The organism is Methanococcoides mangrovi (genome assembly GCF_052057775.1).
Classification (GTDB): domain Archaea; phylum Halobacteriota; class Methanosarcinia; order Methanosarcinales; family Methanosarcinaceae; genus Methanococcoides.
The window spans coordinates 1,994,693-2,012,435 of record NZ_CP195121.1 but is presented as its reverse complement, the minus strand read 5'-3'; the positions used below and the strand labels follow the sequence as shown (position 1 = coordinate 2,012,435).

The 17,743-nt window shown below is 42.8% G+C and carries 20 protein-coding genes and 1 pseudogene; 2 read left to right on the top strand and 19 right to left on the bottom strand.

Translation table 11 applies throughout. The features are described from left to right. Positions 1–92: 92 nt before the first annotated feature. From ACR3I3_RS10085 to ACR3I3_RS10070, 4 genes are all read right to left on the bottom strand, one after another. Positions 93–1,250 (bottom strand): GTP-binding protein, encoded by a 1,158-nt coding sequence (locus ACR3I3_RS10085; protein WP_440952129.1) that lies wholly within the window; start codon positions 1,248–1,250, stop codon positions 93–95. A 189-nt stretch (positions 1,251–1,439) separates the two neighbouring features. Beyond that, complete coding sequence (locus ACR3I3_RS10080) at positions 1,440–2,606, bottom strand: MFS transporter (RefSeq protein WP_440952128.1); 1,167 nt, start codon at positions 2,604–2,606, stop codon at positions 1,440–1,442. A 156-nt stretch (positions 2,607–2,762) separates the two neighbouring features. Beyond that, positions 2,763–2,987, bottom strand: a complete 225-nt coding sequence (locus tag ACR3I3_RS10075) for a hypothetical protein (protein ID WP_440952127.1) — start codon at positions 2,985–2,987, stop codon at positions 2,763–2,765. Positions 2,988–3,101: 114 nt separating this feature from the next. Then, a complete protein-coding gene (locus tag ACR3I3_RS10070) occupies positions 3,102–3,527 on the bottom strand; it encodes a hypothetical protein (RefSeq protein ID WP_440952126.1) in 426 nt (141 codons plus the stop codon). Positions 3,528–3,723: 196 nt separating this feature from the next. Between ACR3I3_RS10070 and ACR3I3_RS10065 the strand changes: the two genes are divergently transcribed. Continuing rightward, entirely contained in the window at positions 3,724–4,233 is a 510-nt protein-coding gene (locus ACR3I3_RS10065) for a shikimate kinase (protein ID WP_440952125.1), read from the top strand. 22 nt (positions 4,234–4,255) lie between these two features. Here the strand turns inward: ACR3I3_RS10065 and ACR3I3_RS10060 are convergent, their stop codons facing one another. From ACR3I3_RS10060 to ACR3I3_RS10035, 6 genes are all read right to left on the bottom strand, one after another. Then, on the bottom strand, positions 4,256–5,617 hold the full coding sequence (locus ACR3I3_RS10060; RefSeq protein WP_440952124.1) for a PFL family protein: 1,362 nt from the start codon (positions 5,615–5,617) through the stop codon (positions 4,256–4,258). A gap of 14 nt (positions 5,618–5,631) precedes the next feature. Beyond that, positions 5,632–5,910, bottom strand: coding sequence for an ACT domain-containing protein (locus ACR3I3_RS10055; RefSeq protein ID WP_440952123.1), 279 nt, complete (start codon positions 5,908–5,910; stop codon positions 5,632–5,634). 202 nt (positions 5,911–6,112) lie between these two features. Continuing rightward, the gene (locus ACR3I3_RS10050) at positions 6,113–6,559 is read right to left on the bottom strand and encodes a hypothetical protein (protein WP_440952122.1); all 447 of its coding nucleotides are present in this window, start codon (positions 6,557–6,559) and stop codon (positions 6,113–6,115) included. A 108-nt stretch (positions 6,560–6,667) separates the two neighbouring features. Then, entirely contained in the window at positions 6,668–7,615 is a 948-nt protein-coding gene (locus ACR3I3_RS10045; RefSeq protein ID WP_440952121.1) for a calcium/sodium antiporter, read from the bottom strand. A gap of 41 nt (positions 7,616–7,656) precedes the next feature. Beyond that, entirely contained in the window at positions 7,657–8,097 is a 441-nt protein-coding gene (locus ACR3I3_RS10040) for a universal stress protein (protein WP_440952120.1), read from the bottom strand. A gap of 64 nt (positions 8,098–8,161) precedes the next feature. Then, on the bottom strand, positions 8,162–8,686 hold the full coding sequence (locus tag ACR3I3_RS10035; RefSeq protein WP_440952119.1) for a VIT1/CCC1 transporter family protein: 525 nt from the start codon (positions 8,684–8,686) through the stop codon (positions 8,162–8,164). Between the two features lie 503 nt (positions 8,687–9,189). On the opposite strand from ACR3I3_RS10035, the gene ACR3I3_RS10030 reads away from it, so the two are divergent. Then, positions 9,190–9,336 carry a hypothetical protein gene (locus ACR3I3_RS10030; protein WP_440952118.1) on the top strand — a complete coding sequence of 49 codons (147 nt, stop codon included), beginning with the start codon at positions 9,190–9,192 and terminating at the stop codon, positions 9,334–9,336. A gap of 62 nt (positions 9,337–9,398) precedes the next feature. On the opposite strand, the gene ACR3I3_RS10025 is transcribed toward ACR3I3_RS10030, so the two are convergent. The 9 genes and pseudogenes from ACR3I3_RS10025 to ACR3I3_RS09985 all read right to left on the bottom strand — a co-directional run bounded on the left by ACR3I3_RS10025 (position 9,399) and on the right by ACR3I3_RS09985 (position 17,734). Beyond that, complete coding sequence (locus ACR3I3_RS10025) at positions 9,399–9,812, bottom strand: response regulator (protein WP_440952117.1); 414 nt, start codon at positions 9,810–9,812, stop codon at positions 9,399–9,401. 103 nt (positions 9,813–9,915) lie between these two features. Beyond that, positions 9,916–10,389, bottom strand: a complete 474-nt coding sequence (locus ACR3I3_RS10020; protein ID WP_440952116.1) for a class II SORL domain-containing protein — start codon at positions 10,387–10,389, stop codon at positions 9,916–9,918. Positions 10,390–10,473: 84 nt separating this feature from the next. Further along, positions 10,474–10,719: an AcrB/AcrD/AcrF family protein gene (locus tag ACR3I3_RS10015; protein WP_440952115.1), complete on the bottom strand. Its 246-nt coding sequence runs from the start codon at positions 10,717–10,719 to the stop codon at positions 10,474–10,476. Positions 10,720–10,731: 12 nt separating this feature from the next. Then, positions 10,732–10,995 carry a monomethylamine transporter gene (locus ACR3I3_RS10010; RefSeq protein WP_440952114.1) on the bottom strand — a complete coding sequence of 88 codons (264 nt, stop codon included), beginning with the start codon at positions 10,993–10,995 and terminating at the stop codon, positions 10,732–10,734. 15 nt (positions 10,996–11,010) lie between these two features. Further along, entirely contained in the window at positions 11,011–12,387 is a 1,377-nt protein-coding gene (locus ACR3I3_RS10005; RefSeq protein WP_440952113.1) for an APC family permease, read from the bottom strand. Positions 12,388–12,644: 257 nt separating this feature from the next. Beyond that, positions 12,645–14,021, bottom strand: a pseudogene (locus tag ACR3I3_RS10000) (monomethylamine:corrinoid methyltransferase). A 16-nt stretch (positions 14,022–14,037) separates the two neighbouring features. Then, the gene (locus ACR3I3_RS09995; RefSeq protein WP_440952112.1) at positions 14,038–14,694 is read right to left on the bottom strand and encodes a corrinoid protein; all 657 of its coding nucleotides are present in this window, start codon (positions 14,692–14,694) and stop codon (positions 14,038–14,040) included. Between the two features lie 439 nt (positions 14,695–15,133). Continuing rightward, positions 15,134–15,544 carry a response regulator gene (locus tag ACR3I3_RS09990; protein ID WP_440952111.1) on the bottom strand — a complete coding sequence of 137 codons (411 nt, stop codon included), beginning with the start codon at positions 15,542–15,544 and terminating at the stop codon, positions 15,134–15,136. A gap of 9 nt (positions 15,545–15,553) precedes the next feature. Then, positions 15,554–17,734, bottom strand: coding sequence for a histidine kinase dimerization/phosphoacceptor domain -containing protein (locus ACR3I3_RS09985; protein WP_440952110.1), 2,181 nt, complete (start codon positions 17,732–17,734; stop codon positions 15,554–15,556). Positions 17,735–17,743 lie beyond the last annotated feature (9 nt).

Sequence of the window (17,743 nt, the reverse complement as noted above, 5' to 3'; positions counted from 1 at the left end):
GGATAATGTATCCTCAGTAAATGGATCTTTAAATAAAACAGCTGCTCCTGATCCGGTTGTCAGGAGCTTTTTTCTATTTTTAGGCAACCATGTTAGTGGTGGGGTGAATGTTCATGATGGTGATGTGGGTCGATCTTTTCGATACCAATTCCATATCGTTTGAAAACATCTGTTGTGAAGCTATCCACGATATTCACAAGATCGGCTTTTTCCATGTTAGATATTGCTGAAAGGATCTTTAATATGGGTGTTTCATTCTTCCCGGTTTCGATCAGCTCTAATTTCGGGTCTTCGAAGTACGCAGTGAAGTTCATTTTCACCGTGTCCACATCTGAATCAAGGAACATCTTGACATGACCGATGAACTCAGGACTGTGCTTTAGAACCTCTGATTTTATGCCTGTCATGACATCGTTAGCTATTTTCTTTGCTTTATCGATATCCAGCCTTCCATTGATCCTGTATTCCGCAGCATATGTTGCAACACCGGAGGCATCAATGGAATTCTCCGTTTCCTGCTCATCCCTGATCATATCCATATTTTTCTTGCTGATAAGCGAGATGGTATTTGCAGGTGCAATGGATGGTTTAGCTGTCTCAGCAGTTCCGGCTTGCTGAAGGGCAGTTCTCTGGAATCCATTTAACATATCTTCCGGAAGTATCAAATTCATGAAGTCATAGAACTTCTCATCCGTGGTATTTCCGGAGATCTGGATGACCTTAGCTTTTTTGTTAAGTTGTTGAACCGATTCTGCAACGATAGGGATCTGCATCCTGTCCATAAGGTCGACCTTGTTGATGGCAAGTATCTCTGCATCCTCTATCTGGCGCTTTGAGAAATGTTTCATCTCCTTTAGCAGGTGTTTGAACCTGCTGCCATCGATCAGTGTCACAAGTGGTGCGATCTCCGCTCCCTCTCCAAGGTCCATCAGTTCGACCTCTCTCTTGATGACGTTAGGGAATGCAATTCCGGTAGGTTCAATTATAAGGACATCCGGCTTATAGGAATTAAAAAGCGTTATCACTGTTGAACGAAGTCCCATTTTGAGCGAACAACATATACATCCGTTCGTGATCTCTTTTGTGTCGAAACCGAACTTGTTGATTATGTCGCCGTCGATCCCGATCTCTCCGATCTCGTTTACAATTATGGCAACTTTGTGCCCTTTGCCCACGAGATACTTTCCGGTATTGATTATCGTGGTGGTCTTTCCGCTTCCAAGAAAACCGCCAACTACAAGTGTTAGCATTTTAGTAGCTCCTCTTTTGTTTTTCAGGAACGTGTCATCCGATCCAAAAATGATACGTCCTTATCCTTTTATATGTTCGATATTAATAGTTATTATATCTTTTGATGATGATCTCAACCGTTGGCTATATTCTCTGTAAGTCCTTCAGAAAAGCATCTATCCAGATAATGATCTTCTCAGGATCATTACTCATTTCCTGTTCAGAACCACCGTTGCACCCAGCAGTAATCCTGTAGCTATGAATATGGTCTCTATCTCGAGCACTCCTGCAAATATTCCTGCTATAAGCGGCATTAATGCAAGGCCGGCATAGATGCAGGTGTTATAGATCCCCATTGCCATTCCATGTTCTACCTTCATTGCAGTGATCGCCAGGGGTAGGCCGAGGAACAGGATCCCTGATCCGCATCCCATCACAGTAAATCCTGCGATGGGGTAATATGTTGTTACAAGAACGCCGAATGCTGCTATGACTATTCCTTTTTTGATCAATTCCTCATAGTTCAGGTCAAAGTGTGAGACTGCAAGTGAGGAAATCATTGTTGAAATATACAAAAGAGCAATGGCTATACCGAGTTCGGTCTTTGACAGGAGATCAATGCTATAATCAGGATAAAGGGAAATAAGCACACCACTTGATCCCGCGAAAAGAAAAGAAGTGATCCAGACGCTGAGTGAGCTTTTGCTAAATATCAATGAATGGTACGATCTTTCTGCGGGTACTGTGGATGCTATGGTCGCAGTTGATCCTGTCTCCGGTGATATCCCGGATTCTGGGAATATTTCCGTTTTTCTTTTTTCGTTGCCTTTTACGTGAGAGTGGAGTAGGTGATAGAATGCGAAGACAAGGGTCAGCATGGTCAGCAGTACGAAGAGATAAATGCCATATTTGATATTGGTCCCAGCCAGATAACCAGTAACTGCGACTCCTGCAGCAAGTCCGCCATTGATAAGGAAATTGAACTCTCCTATATATCGCATCTTTTGTTTGAACATTGCCAGTCTTGCAAATGCAGCAGGGAAAAATGCACCACATGACGCACCTTCCAGGAAGCGTGCCATTACAAGCATCATGAAATTATCTGTAATTGACATGACGATTCCTGCTATGAAGGAAAGTATAACTCCAAGTAACACAAATTTAAGTTTTCCAAATCTGTCACTGAGAATTCCGAAAGGAAGCATGGTAAAAAGTGCACCAAGGAAAAAAGCTGAATACAAAAGGCTTGTAGGGGTCATAGTACCTGTCCGGCCGGAAGCTGCTAGCTCCGGGAGTACCGGTACCACTGCATTGGAAAGTCCCATTATGACAAAAACCGATGAATAGAGTAAGAATCTTTCACGATCCATGATCATGCGTGTTATTCACATAGAAGCTAGATAAGCTTTTACATCTCATTGAATGATCTAATAGAGATGCAGCTACTTATGGATTCAGGCATTTTCCAATATATAGCTCCCGCTGGGGATGCATTCGGATCCGTCTTTATCGGAATGCCAGTTGAATTCTTTTTAGCGTAAGATCTCGTATCTCTTGTTGAAAGCATATGATTCAATTATGGAAACCATGCCGCTTTTGTGTTTTACTATATAATCGCCGGCTTTTCCTTTTAAAATTCCCAGTGGGGTCTTTACGCTAAAATCAGTTTCCATACGTAATGCATGGCCAATAGGTGTCTGGATGTTCTGCCCGATCTTGGATAGGTTTGCCTCCAGACCTTCCTTGAACTGATTCATTTAATTCCTCCCTTATATAAAGGGGTATTTTTTGGATAAATACATTGCGTTATATCAGATCTAATTTTTAATATATTGTTCAGTTTTAAATTTGGATATTTCACATCAAATTCCTCAGATAAGATACTTCAGATCAAGTATTATTGAGACCATTATTGCGATCATTGAGAATACTATAATTATCAGGTAGTTCAGGCGTTCCTTTGAAACCGAAAGGCTCCATATGATGTATTTCAGTCCATCAATATCTTCCTTTGTCAGTGTTTCGTATTTTTCGATCTTATTCAGAAGTTCAAGTTCATTCAGAACACCTGCACGTCGTTTAGCTATACGATAGCGGTGAGCAAAAAATGCCATGTAACCTATAACGCCTAGATAGAACAATATGCGTGCGACATAATCATTGTAGTAGTCGGCTATAATTATCGCCCTCAAAGCTATTGCAGATACAAGGCCGACCCAGAAATATAGCTGGATAGTTCTGTTGCTATAACCTTTAGGGATCTTTACGTTTGAGAGGTCTACTTTATAGCTACACATGAAGTTAACTATGCACTTCTACTATATATTCTTTATCAATACACTTATATTTAATGATAAAGGAATACACTTTCCTTTTACCTTATTTAAAATCCGATGAACAAAGGTTATTGCAAACTATCAACTTAGTCCCCTTTTATGAAAATTATTTATCATATCCTGATAATGTTTCAGGAAATCATTAACGAGTCAAAACATGAACATCACGCTTATCGGAATGTCAGGTGCAGGCAAGACAACAATTGGGAAATTACTTTCAAAGAAACTGGGTTATGGCTTTGTTGATATAGATGACCTCATCAAGAAAAGGATCGGTACCGACCTTCAATCATTTATTGACAGTTCCGGGGAGGATGCATTTCTTCAGATTGAAGGAGAGATCGTAATTGATCTGATCCCCCCGGGAAACTGTATCATCGCAACAGGGGGAAGTGTGGTCTATTCTGAAGACGCCATGAAGCATTTAAAGAATATTTCCACAGTTGTGTATATTGATGCTCCTTTTGACCGTATTTTCCGCAGGATCGATCCACTTAAACGAGGTGTTATAGGCTTTAAGGAAAAGTCCCTGAAAGAACTTTATCAGGAACGAAAGGTACTGTATGAAAGATACATGGATGTGCATGTCAAAGTAAAAAAAGGTGAAAGGAAGGAATCTATTGCAGACCGGATCATTGTCCTGTGCTTTAAGGACAATGAGGTCTGACCTTCCTCTTGTTCTATTGATCTCAGTTAGTAAGTGCCTGTATGGGTGCCGGTATTCTTCCACCGCGTCCAATGAACTCTTCGGAACTGAACTTTGATACGGACATTACCGGTGCACGTCCGAGAAGGCCTCCGTATTCCACATGATCGCCCACTTTCTTACCGGGTGCAGGTATCACTCTTACAGCAGTGGTCTTCTTGTTTATCATTCCTATGGCCATTTCATCAGCGATTATCGCTGAGATCGTGGAGGCACTTGTATCGCCCGGAATTGCTATCATGTCAAGTCCCACAGAGCACACGCTTGTCATGGCCTCGAGCTTTTCAAGGCTCAATGCACCGATCTCAACGGCATGGATCATGCCTGCATCTTCGCTTACCGGAATGAAAGCACCGCTCAGGCCTCCCACATAGGAAGATGCCATCGATCCGCCTTTTTTGACTGCATCGTTGAGAAGTGCGAGGGCTGCTGTTGTTCCGTGTGTCCCGCAGTTCTGGAGTCCCATTGCTTCAAGGATGGCAGCTACACTGTCACCTATCTCAGGTGTCGGGGCTAGGGACAGGTCCACAACTCCAAATTCAACATTGAGGCGGCGGGAAACTTCCCTTCCGACCATCTCTCCCATCCTGGTGATCTTAAAAGCTGTCTTTTTGATAGCTTCTGCAATTTCCCCAAGGTCAGGGTCCTTAAGTTCCCGAACAGCTGAATTGACGACTCCCGGGCCGCTTACTCCGACATTTATCACACAATCAGGTTCACCCACTCCATGGAAAGCACCAGCCATGAACGGGTTGTCTTCCGGTGCATTTGCAAAAACGACAAGTTTAGCACATCCGATACCATCTTTATCCTTTGTTGCTTCAGCGGTCTTCTTGATGATCTTTCCCATCATTGCCACAGCATCCATGTTGATCCCTGCTTTTGTGGTAGCCACATTGATAGATGAGCAGACCTTATTTGTGCTTGCGAGTGCCTCGGGAATGGAATTGATCAGTTTAATATCCCCGGGTGTTGTTCCCTTGTGGACAAGTGCACTAAAGCCCCCGATAAAGTCGATACCAACATCCTCTGCTGCGCGGTCAAGTGTCTTTGCAATGGATACATAATCATCCGTGTCACAACTTTCGGCAATTATTGAGACTGGAGTTATAGCTATGCGTTTATTGATAATGGGTATCCCATAGAGGTTCTGGATATCTTCCGTGGTCTTTACGAGGTCCTTTGCATAGGCTGTGATCTTCTCATATATCCTTTCGTTGAGAACATCGATATCATTGTGGCAGCAGTCACGCAGGTTGATGCCCATTGTGACTGTTCTTATATCAAAGTTCTCCGCTTTGATCATATGTATGGTCTCAAGGATCTCTTCGGGATGGATAAGCATTCAGTTCCCTCCTCTTAGATCCTGTGCATGAAGCGGAATGCATCTTCATGCTGGACACGTACTTCTACCCCAAGTTTTTCCCCTTCTTCTGACATTGCCTTCTGGAATGCATTGAGGTCAAAGTTCTCATCTTTTACAGCTGCCAGCATGATCATTGTGAACAGGTCTTCCATAAGGGTCTGGCTGATATCAACGATGTTCACATTGAAATCTGCCATTACCTTTGTAATGCTTGCAACAATACCTATCTTGTCGATACCGATAACAGTGATTATGAAACGGGTTGAGGTCATATCTCTATCCTTCTCTGAACGATTAATTGAATGTGATGCTGAGGACTATACACTGTGATGGATTATAGTTCTTTACCTTTTACAGAGGAAAAGTATTCCGGAAAATTGAATGTAATGATCTTTCAGGAATTCAAGAAGAAAAGAAAAGAAAAGAAATGTGAATGAATATAACAGATGATACTGCCATATTCGCAAAGTAACATTATTTTTCGTTCATGTCGAATGTCATGACCTGACCTGTCTCATCGGTAATGGTCATGGTTCCATCGATCATTGTCATTTCTGACACGACATTTCCTGAGATATCATAGCTGGTCCAGATGAACGTTTCACCTTCATCTGACCACAGGTATTCAACCTTTACAATATCATCAGTAGGTGGCATGATCTCTACTACTGCTTTACATAATGTCACTCCATTGACAACCTCTGTCCCGACGACCACCATTTCCAGGCTTTCACCGGTATCAGGGTTCTGGATATTGACTATAGTTCCTACGGGGCACCATTGATCCTCAGCATCTTCCGGTGCAGTGACAGTCACTTCATACTCATCATCTGTGTAAGTCGTTGTCTCGGTCTCGTCTCCTGAGCATCCGGCCATTACCATTGTGATGGCTATTAACAATATCAATACTACTTTCCTCATAATAATTCCCCACAAAAAAATTGTGCTTGTTATGATTTAAGCATTGTGGGGTGCCGTGTATAGATTCTTACGTCTAAAATATGGGAATGGACGATACTACGATCTTTTTTAATTGTAGAATATGAAAAGACCCGCAACATACGCAAAATATGTGACAAGGATCACTCCACCTTCCCATCTTTCAAGTTTCTTTCCTGTTATTCCGAAGATTACAAGCATCAACATGATAAGGATCATGACCGGAAAATCGTAGCTAATGGATTGGTCCAGGATCGGGAGGCTGCGTATCTGTGACGAGAATCCAAGTATCATGGCAATGTCCATGGTGTTTGCTCCCAGGATGTTACCTATGGAAAGGTCCTGATGTCCTTTCAATGTTGCAGAAACCGCAGTGATAAGTTCCGGCAGTGATGTTCCAAGGGCTACCAGTGTCAGGCCGATTATCATCTCCGGGATACCTAGCCAGTATGCGATCTCTGTTCCGCTGTCTACGAGTAAGCGACTGCCGATCACCACACAGGCTGAACCGAGTATAAAATAGAATATATCGGACTTCATTTCTTTAAGGGACAACTTCTCCCTCTTTTTACCCGATCCGTCAAATATTGCAGACTGGAGGCGGTAGTTGTAGTAAAGGAACCCCAGGAAGATCACAAGCAGGACAATTCCATCCAATGCTGTAAGTATTCCATCGATTGTAAGTGCAATAAGGGCAAGTCCCGATATGAGCATGATAACACCCTTATGAAGGAATGCACTTTCTTCTATGGGTATTGCTTTGATAGCGATCACTGCTCCAAGTGCCAGCCCGATGTTGCAGATGGCCGAACCCACGGCATTTCCGATTGTGAGGTCAGTGTGCCCAATGTATGCAGCTATTGCAGAGACTGTGAACTCCGGGGCTGTGGTGGCAAAGCTTACAATAGTAGCCCCTATGATGATCTTGGGGAGTCCACTCCTGGTGGAAATGCATACTGCCGACTCAATGAACCAGTCTGCTCCCTTTGTGATAAGAATAAGGCCAAGAATGAAAAGCAGTATAGTTGAGATCACCATGGTCCCCTCTATAGCTTTCCATTACATTTAAATTGAATGTCTTAGTCCTCACTGGTAATTACGAGAACCGGTCCGACATCTGCTGCAATTATCCATCGTGTAAGGCTGCCAAGAGGATCGCGTCTGAGAGATTCAGAACCCATGACCGTAAGGTCAATGTTTTTATCTTCAGCTATCCTGATAAGGTCCCCGCCGATGTCATCGCTTTCAAGGATAATTTTCTCAGCTGAAATCCCTGATCTTTCGGCTTCTTTCATCGCATATTCCATGTTGTATTCGATATTCTCTCTCACCACTGCAAGCATCTTTTCTGAGAGTTCCTTCGGATATATGGACTCTATTCTCCCTCTTTCTTCCAGATAGACCACTATAAGGTTGCCTCCTTCCTTTTCCGCAATATGAAGTGCGTGGTCAAAAACCCTTTTTGACATCTGTCTTTCATCTATCGGAACAAGGATATTCCTGTACGCTATATCCCCCATATCAATATCTCCATAAACTTATTTGTGCTTTGTTTACTTATACCTGATCTAATGTGAAATCTTCTTACTCAAGTCCAAGTAGTGTTACGGCAGCAACGATCAATATACCAAGTCCCACCATTCTCACAGCATGTTTGATAGCACTCTGCTTTGCTATCCTTCCTGAGTAAACTCCCAGTATTGCAAGCACAGAAATGCTCATTACAACGGATATCTCAAGAGCCATCTCATCAATGAGGACGAACGGAGAGATCGGGACAAGGGATCCTATAAAGCTTGAACCACCATGTGCTATAGAATCATTCCATATCTTCTTCTTTGTCTGGCTTTCCAGTTTCGTGGATTCCAGACTTCTCAATAATGGTTTTTCAAGATCTGAAAGATGACCGTATTCGACTGCACTTTCTGCAAGGTATGAACCAATCCCATTCGTCAGGGCCAGTGCGACTGCGCCTCCAAGAGCTGCATTTATGATAATTGAGGGGTCATCGACAACATGTGATGTTCCTATTACCACTCCGAGTACAGCCAGGAGGCCATCGATGCTACCAAGAATAATGTACCTTCCCTGTTCCTTATTAAATTTCATACTCAAAATCCCTTAAGTATCTTCAAGCTTCCATAAGTGACCAGAAGAGAAAATCATGAAAACCCTCTCCCGTTATTCATATTGTAATTGTAAGTACAAAGAGTTTACTAATGTTTACAGCTTAATCCTTTCCTGATAACAGAAGATCTAAATTCTGTTTTTCGTTATTATGGATTGCATAATTAATGTTGCAGATATATGAAAAGCAGATTATGACATGTGCCCTTTCCCGGTAATAATGTATCAGGTTCTGTATCAGGTAGCTAAAGCAATCTCAAAACAGGATCTAAGTGGGGTGTGGGGTGGGAGAAGATGGGGGAGTTAATTGGGGGGTAACATAAGGTGGTTCTTCTGGGGAGAAAAGATCTGGTGACTTTAGTCACCGTGGGAAGTTCCACGGTTTTCTCCCACCCGGGAATATATCCCTCCCTCTACGCCATTATATATATAACTTTCGGATGAGTCGTAATCTTATCCATTTACAGATTAATTTATTTTTCTTTATGCCGGAAGATCTCTTTGCAGAAAAATGGATCTCCGAAGCGATCGGGTTGAAGAACAGAGGTTGTTGTGGAGCTGAAGCCATTGATATACAGTTCAGGTCAGGCAGGGATCTAATTTCATATCCCTTACTTTACATTCCTGTATAAGCTCAGCTCCACAGTTTACACGATAATTATGATCTGAAACAATAAACTCAACAAGAATAATGTTAAACAGAGACATTTTGGGCCAGTTGCTTAAAACCCGGACTTTTGGATTTAGAGATGGCAGACTCTATAACATACTCCAGTTCTTCTTCCATAAACGGTTTCTCAAGATAGCCAACAGGATTTGCAATGGATGATCTTATTCTTGTTTCATTGGAAGCGTCTCCTGTAAGGAATATGATAGGAGTTGCATATGATTTGACTATTTCACTTGCAGCCTCTATGCCGTCTATCTTCCCTTTTAGAAAAATGTCCATTATAATAAGATCAGGCTTGACCTCTTCAACCATTCTGATAGCCTCCTCACCCGATGTGGCATGCCCTGCAAACCTGTATCCCATTTCCAGAAGCTTAAGTTTGATCATCATGGCGACGATCATCTCATCTTCCACTATCAAGATATTCATTTCTTTCATAGCTCCCTCTCTTGAAATTGAATACCAATTCTCAAAATTTGAAAATGCCGGAAAGTCCCGGCATTTTTGATGTACCCCATACATCAGTTCAAAAATGACCAGATCATGCGATCCAGCGGCAATCCTTTCCTTCGCCGACTTTCTTCGACATGATCTCAACTTGTTTGGAAGATTCCCAAAGCCCGTGTACATTACAGCTTGCAATTGCCTTTAACTTCATGATCACAGCTTTCGTACCGCAGTCACCGCAGACGTTCACGCCACGAATATGGCATATCTCATATGCACGTATTCCAACGATCTCCTCTGTAGGTTCTACAGTAAATTTAGCTTCTGCTTTCTCATCGGAGGGTGAAAGCTCTACTCTTCCAATTTCAATATCTCCTAGATGCAATTCGATCCACTCAATATAGTGGTCATCCTGCATTACGTGTGGTACTTCTCCCACTTTCACAGTGACTTCAAATGAACCTTCTGCTGTCATAACATCATCGGATTCAATGACAGGTACGTGCTTTTGTTCTGTTTCTGTGATGTTCTCCGGATCTTTCAGACGGTTAATTACCTGTTCGGTCATATGATCACTCCTTAATTCAATATTTTATCTGTCTTTTCAAAATATATAGTTGTCAGCGGTTTGCTGACAACTTTTTTCACATGTTCAGAACTTGTAATTCTTCACCGAGTGATAGAGGATCACAACAAAGAACACAATGATCACAGCCAGAAGGCCGAAATATGAGACCGGATCCCATACAAACTGCATTCCGCCTGTTCCTTCCCAACCTACAAGGACCGTTCCCTGGAGGATTACAGGAGTTACTACACAGATACCTGCCAATATAAATATGAACAGGATATCCAAGATCTGTCCCAACATGCCTCTTTCTTTTACTGCTTCAGCCATGTCTTTTCCTCCTCAGTCATAGTAATTAAAGTCGAACATGTGTTCTTTGATGGAGTTGTAGACCCTTACACATCCAATAGTCTCTATACCGATCAACAGTAGATAGAATACGATGTAGATCGGCCAGATACTGCCAAGTTCAGGAACTTCTCCCCAAAGGATTGACAGGATATTGTAGACTATGTATGTCTCTGAGAAGTACAGCAGTCCCAATACAACCAGGATAACTCCTGCATCCTGTTTCAATTTGTTATTATATAATGCTTCATCTGCCATTTTATCTCCTCCTGTTCATCTCCTGTGTGCAGGTTCAGGCCATCCAAGATCTTCTCCCCAGTCGTGCTTTGATTCTATGCTTCTGTATCTCCAGTTGAAGTAGAAGTATGCAACCACATAGAACACCAGTCCGAAGGCCAGGTTGTAGCTGTAACCCCAGTTCAGTGTTGACATGATCACGATCGCAAGGAATATGGTGAAGTATGCAAGGTAAGGCTGGAGTGGTCCGACAAATGGACGTACCTTTTGTGTGTGTTCCGGGAACATCTTCCTAAAGCGTATCAGGGAGAATGGGATCATCACATAACATACCAGTCCTGATGTGATCGAGAATGTAATTACCTGATCAAGGAAACCACTGAATGCGAATGCGATAGCAATTGGCATTGTGAAGATAACTGCCCTGTATGGAGTGCTGTATCTTGGGTGTACTGCCGAGAACCATGGTGTCAGGAAGTGGTCCCTTGAAAGGGCGAACCATGATCTTGATGAGTCACAAACAGTACCGTTCGCACTTGCCAGACAGGTAAAGAGTGTACCTACTGCAAGGAAAGCAACCAGGAACTTTACTCCGCTTTGTGTTGCTGCTTCATAGAGTGGGTATGCAGAAACACCAAGCATCTCTGTTGGAATGAATCCTGCACAGGTGTAAAGTGTCATACCTGCCGCGAGCAAGAGTGTGATCATACCGGCCTGCTGTCCCAGTGGGATGGCCCTTGTTGGGTGCTTACATTCCTCTGCACACATTGCTGCTCCTTCGATACCAAGGTAGAACCATGGACCGAACTGCAGTGCTGCAAAGACACCAATGAAACCGTTTGGCATAGCTCCAGAGATCAGGTTTGCAGGATTCCATGCTCCGCCAGCCGCTCCTGCGATGTTCATAAAGAAGAATACTATAATAGCGATCAAAGCGGTGAATGTCAGTGCAAAGTTAAGATTTAGTGCCGCTACAACCCCGCGGTAGTTCATAAATGTCAGTGCTGCGATAACAAGCAATGTGACCGGGAATGTTTGTATATCCGGGAATATTGATTGTGCTATCCATGCTACGACAATAGCATCGGCAGATTCCAGAGCAATATATTCCATATATACAGCAAGGCCTACAATAGCAGCTGCACCTGGGCCTACGAATAATCTCGCCCAGTCGTAAGGTCCTCCTGCAAGCTTTGTGGATGAACCCAGTTCACTAGCACACAATGAAACCATTACATACATGGTACCGGCAACCAGAAGTGCAAAGAGTGATCCCATGATACCACCTTTTGCAACTGTGAAGTTCCAACCCATGTATTCACCGACCAACACGATACCGACACCAAGAGCCCATACATGGTATGGACGTAGCGTCTTTACCAGTTCGATCGGTTCAGTCGAATTTTCAGACATTGATCCTCCTCCATCTTTACGATTTATTTTTTAGCTGATACCTTGCTAGCGTCTAGCAACATCCAGGCAATCAAGGCAAAGCATATCAGGTAAATTACCCCGTTTATTAAAGTCCACATATCCATTTCGAATGCCCCCTTTAGCATTGTTTAATACTGATTGACACCGATTTGTCCTTTACAATAGTGACAAATGGTGAATAAAAAAAAAGTCAGCGATCTCTCGCTGACAAAACCATCGGTGTACGTGTATTAGTCTTAGAAGGTAAGGCCGAACTCTTCGAGTTTCTTCCTTGCACCCTCATACACCTTGACGTACTCGTCAGTTGGTGTAATGGTCTTGACATCATAACATTCCTGGAATGTCTTACCCTGTGGTGCGTTTGCGTAGTTGTTCTCGTATGATGCAACAAGCTTGTCGAGTACAGCGTTGACGGAATCGATATCCATGCCTGCTGTTGCACGTGCGACTTCTCCCATCATCCTTGCTTCCATACCGGTTGTCTTGTCGGTGATGACACCCTTTGCGGATGCGACACCTGAGAGGATCTCACGGCCGGATGCTGTGTCAGTTACTGACTGTGCTGCTGCTTCGAGGAGGCACATCTCTGTGCATGGTCCTGCGCATGGGTAGTACTGGTTACCGGTCATAAGGTCTGTGAACTCACTGATTGTTGCACATGCCCATCCTGCGATCTGGAGGGTTTCCCTGGTGTTGGTGGATCCCCATCTGATGTGGACAGGACCATCAAGGTGCCAGCTTGCACTGCTCATGATCATGGAGTTAATGCTAGTTGCAACATCTACGATTGTTGTTTCTTCAATACCACCAGCGTATCCGCCGAAGATTGGCATCTGCTCGTCCATGATTATGTCACTGTTGCCCTTGTAGTGAGCCATGACTGCAATTGCATCGAGGTCGATCTTAAGCTCGTTGAGCTGTGATACTTCGTGGCTGTCACTTGTTACCATGCCGCCGACACAGTCGGAAGCGATGTTACCCTGAGCGGACAGGGAAGTCTCTGGTCCCTAAACAGCCATACCAGGTCTGCCAGCCATTGCTGCTGCGTTCTTGATAATCCTTGTTTCGGACTTTGATGCGAGAACTTCGTATGGGCTGCCTGGTATAGGTGGCTTACCACGAACCGTCATCATAACACCATTTACAATTGTGTCAACTTCTTTCTCGAGTGCATAGCTCATGTGAACTGCAGAGAACACCTCTTCTGAGATTGGGGAACCGGTTGGACCACCCTGTACTATAGGCTTTCTCTTGTCGCCTACTTCTCTCTTCTTCATCTGTACTGCATCTCTGCCGGTTCCGAGCTGGAATGCTGGCATTGGGTTGTTGATTGCGTCCCAGATCTCGTCCTCTGTGTATTTGACGATCCTCTTTGTGTCGGTACAGTAGATACCACACTCAAGGAGCATATCAAAACCTGCCTTGAAGAGTCTCTCCATCTGGTCCTTGTCGGTTGGAACGAACTCGTTACCAAAGTCAAGGTTGTATTTCTGCTTGAGTTCCATTGCCTTCATTGGAATGGTCATCAAGTCCCAGTCATCCTGGGTTGTCTTCTCACCGGTCTGTGCACGGTCGTAGAAATCAAAGCAAGTTACTGATTTGGTGAATGTCATATTCGATTCCTCCAATTTATGCGCTCATGAGCTCGAGTGCTACTCTTGCTGCTTCTGCTGCATTTTCGGCTGTACCGTCTGCGCCGATCTCTGCGATCCATGCATCTGTGACTGGTGCGCCACCGAACATGATCTTGACTTCGCCTCTGAGGTTCTCTTCTTCAAGTAATCTTACTACGTCCTTCTGGCCGAGCATTGAGGTTGTCATCAGTGCGGAACCGACGAGGATCATCTTTTTGCCCTTGTTCTTTGCGATAGCTTCAACAACGTCCTCGTTTGGAATGTCTGTTCCGAGGTCGATGATATCAAATCCGTTTGCACCGAGCATTGTTGTAACAAGACGGTGGCCGATATCATGGATATCTCCTTCCTGTACGAATGTTACAGCTGTTCCAACACCCTCTTCGTCGCCCTTCTCTTCAGCGAGGATTGGCTCGAGGATCTCCATTGCAGATTTCATTGCCTTTGCAGACATCATGATCTGTGGGAGGTAGATCTCTGCTGCTTCGAACTTATCACCAACGATCTTCATTCCTGGTGCAAGTGCTTCGTTGATAATGTCGAATGCAGTGATTCCTGCATCGAGTGCTTCCTGGGTTGCAGCTGGGCAACCATTGATGTCCTGGTTTACAATTGTAGCTTTAAGTTTGTCAAAAAGTTCCTGATTTCCCATTATTTCACCTTTTTATGTTACATCTTAGTTCAGTCAATGCCAGATTATCCCAGGCATTACTGAATACTACACTGGTTCATAATTATATAACCTAGCCGATATCGTTTTTTGGGACTGCCTTAAAATATTGCATGACCTTTTGAACAGTACAATCCGGTAACAATAGGGTAATAACAAGTTTATTTTACATTGTCTTTCAAATGTACATTTCAAACCGAATTGACAACAGCTTTAAAAAAGACAATGTCATTAAAATCGACGATGCTATTGTATCGATATCTGGAAAATCTGATAAAAATATGGTTAATATAATTAAAGTATCCTCTTCATCAGGATCTGCTATTAATTGAATTTGAAGTATGGAACGGTCACTACCGTTCAATATAAGAAAATCAATAAGTTAACAAATAGAATAAGTAAAAGAAAGGCACTAAATAGGTCATTTATCTCCTTCAGTGCTCTCTTTTTCTTTTTCTCTCAGATGCTTGTGTATGGCAATCTCAATATTACTGCTCAGATCCCTTTCTGTAAATGGCTTGAGTATGTATCCGTATGGTTCTGTCTGCTTTGCCCTTTCAAGGGTCTTTTCATCAGAATGAGCTGTAAGGTAAACTACTGGTATTGAGAAGCGTTTTCTGATCTCTTCAGCTGCTTCTATTCCATCCATATCTCCTTTTAACATTATGTCCATAAGCACAAGATCAGGAAATGTTCCTTCTACTTTTGTAATTGCGTCCTTGCCTGTAGCGGCAACACCTGAAACACTATATCCAAGGTTCATAAGCCTCTTTTTGATCACCATTGCTACGATAGCTTCATCTTCAACTACAAGTATTCTGGCAGCTTTCATATTAACACCTTATTTGTTCTCACGGAAAGTTAACTTGAATTTAGTTCCATTTGTCTTATCCAGCTCGATCTCACCATCTATCTGTGCTGTCAGGTTCGTTACAAGCTGTAGTCCGAGCGATTCTGTATTCTTAAAGTCTATATCTTCAGGGAAAGGCTCTCCTGTGTTGCTGATCACAAGTTCGAACACATCGTTATCCTTGTGGAAATCGATCCTTATCTCTCCTTTTTCACCGTTTCCAAAAGCATGTTGCAATGCATTTGATGTCAATTCATTGATGATTATTCCAAGAGGAACTGCAGTGTCCATTCCAAGGAAAACGTCCTCTACTTTCAATATCAGTTTTACATCATCCTGATCAACATTGTAGGAGTGGAACAGGTGGTCGGTCAGGTTCTCAATATAATCAGCAAAATCAAGGCTCACAAGGTCCTTTGACTGGTAGAGCTTCTCATGTATCAGTGCAATGGAACGTACGCGGTTCTCACTATCCCTGAATGAATCTATTACTTCCTGGTACTTGAACTTCAGGGATTCAAGATATAGCATTCCGGAAACGACCTGAAGGTTGTTCTTGATGCGGTGGTGGATTTCTTTTGTCCGGACATCTTCCATTGCCTTGAGACTTTCTTCAGCATCGACACGTTCGGTGATGTCAAGGATTGTACCCTGGAAGTATGTAATTTTTCCTTCATCATCACGCTGAATATATGTATCTTCATGTATCCAGCGTACATCTCCTTTCTTTGTGATTATCCTGTAGTCTTTATGGAAATTGCTCTTTCCTTCTTTTGCACAGTTCTGTAATTCATTCCATACTATTTTTCTGTCTTCCGGATGTATTATATTTCCATAGAGAACCTTACCCGACGTGAACTCTTCCAGTGAATATCCATATTGGGTAATATTATCAGAAACAAACTCTACCGGATAGTCCTCTTCATTCTTCCACCAGAAAACCACTACTCTGCTACTATTTACAGCTGATTCCATTTTTCTGATCAGCTCGTAGGATTTTTGTAGTTCTTTTGAATAACTGGTAAGAGCATCAAGTATTTCATTCAGGCCTTTTGGTATCATATTGAGGTCTACTTCAACGTCTGTATTCGCTCTTGCATCGAAATCGCCTCTGATGGCTGCTCCGGATATGTTCTTGAAGTCCGCTACTATCTCATTGATCCTGTTTGTGAATGAATATGCTATGAAAAAGGCCATTAACCCCATAAATACGATGGAGAATAGGTATATAGAGACCAGGTCGGACCTTATGGAATTGACACCTGCGAGCATTTCTTCAGTAGGGACCACAAGTATAATGGCATAGTTCCCGGTTTCAATCGGTTCATAGAACATAACAACTTCTTTTGAGGTAACGGGATCTATAGTTTCAATGTGTCCACTAATTCCATTTCTTATGTCCTCAGCAGCAATATTTATATTAGGTACATCAAAATCAGACAGTACTTGATTTCCTATCCACTCCTTATTGACAGGGTGCGATACTAATATTCCTTCTTTGCTTACCATGAACAGATAACCCGTATCAAAAGCTTTTACACTGCTGACAGCTTCGTCAACGTAGTTCAGGGATACATCAACACCGCCAATACCTACAAATTCTCCATCTCTGATAATAGGTGCATCATAGCTAACCATCAGAGCTCCCTGGTAAAGATAAGGTTCAGTAATAACATTCTGCTTGAGGGTCTTTGGGCCCTGGTAATACTCAGAAGTTTCATAATCCACAAGTGGCTCAACACTAATCGGCCCACCGATAGTATTCCAGTATGGAACGAATCTGCCTGTATCATCATGACCTTCAGCTCCTATAAACTCTGCATCCCTTCCATCGAATGCATTCGGTTCGAAACCAACATAAGCTCCTATAAGATGTGGATTCTCTTTCAGTAACTCCTTCAGCATATCATTTATTTCGTTACGGTCAGCTGAATCATAGTTTACCATCATTGATGCCAGTGAGCTCGCTATTGCCATATTGGCCTTCATATCTGCGTTGTACTGGTGAGCAAAACTTTTAGCGTTCTGGATTGAATCGTGATATGCAAGCTGTTCTTCCTGTTCCGTAACAGTGGATATAATAACAATTGATGAAGCCGATAAAATGAAAGAAATACCTACTACTATATAGAGTACCAGTTTGAATTTCAATGAAAGATCTTTCCATTCCATGCCAGAACC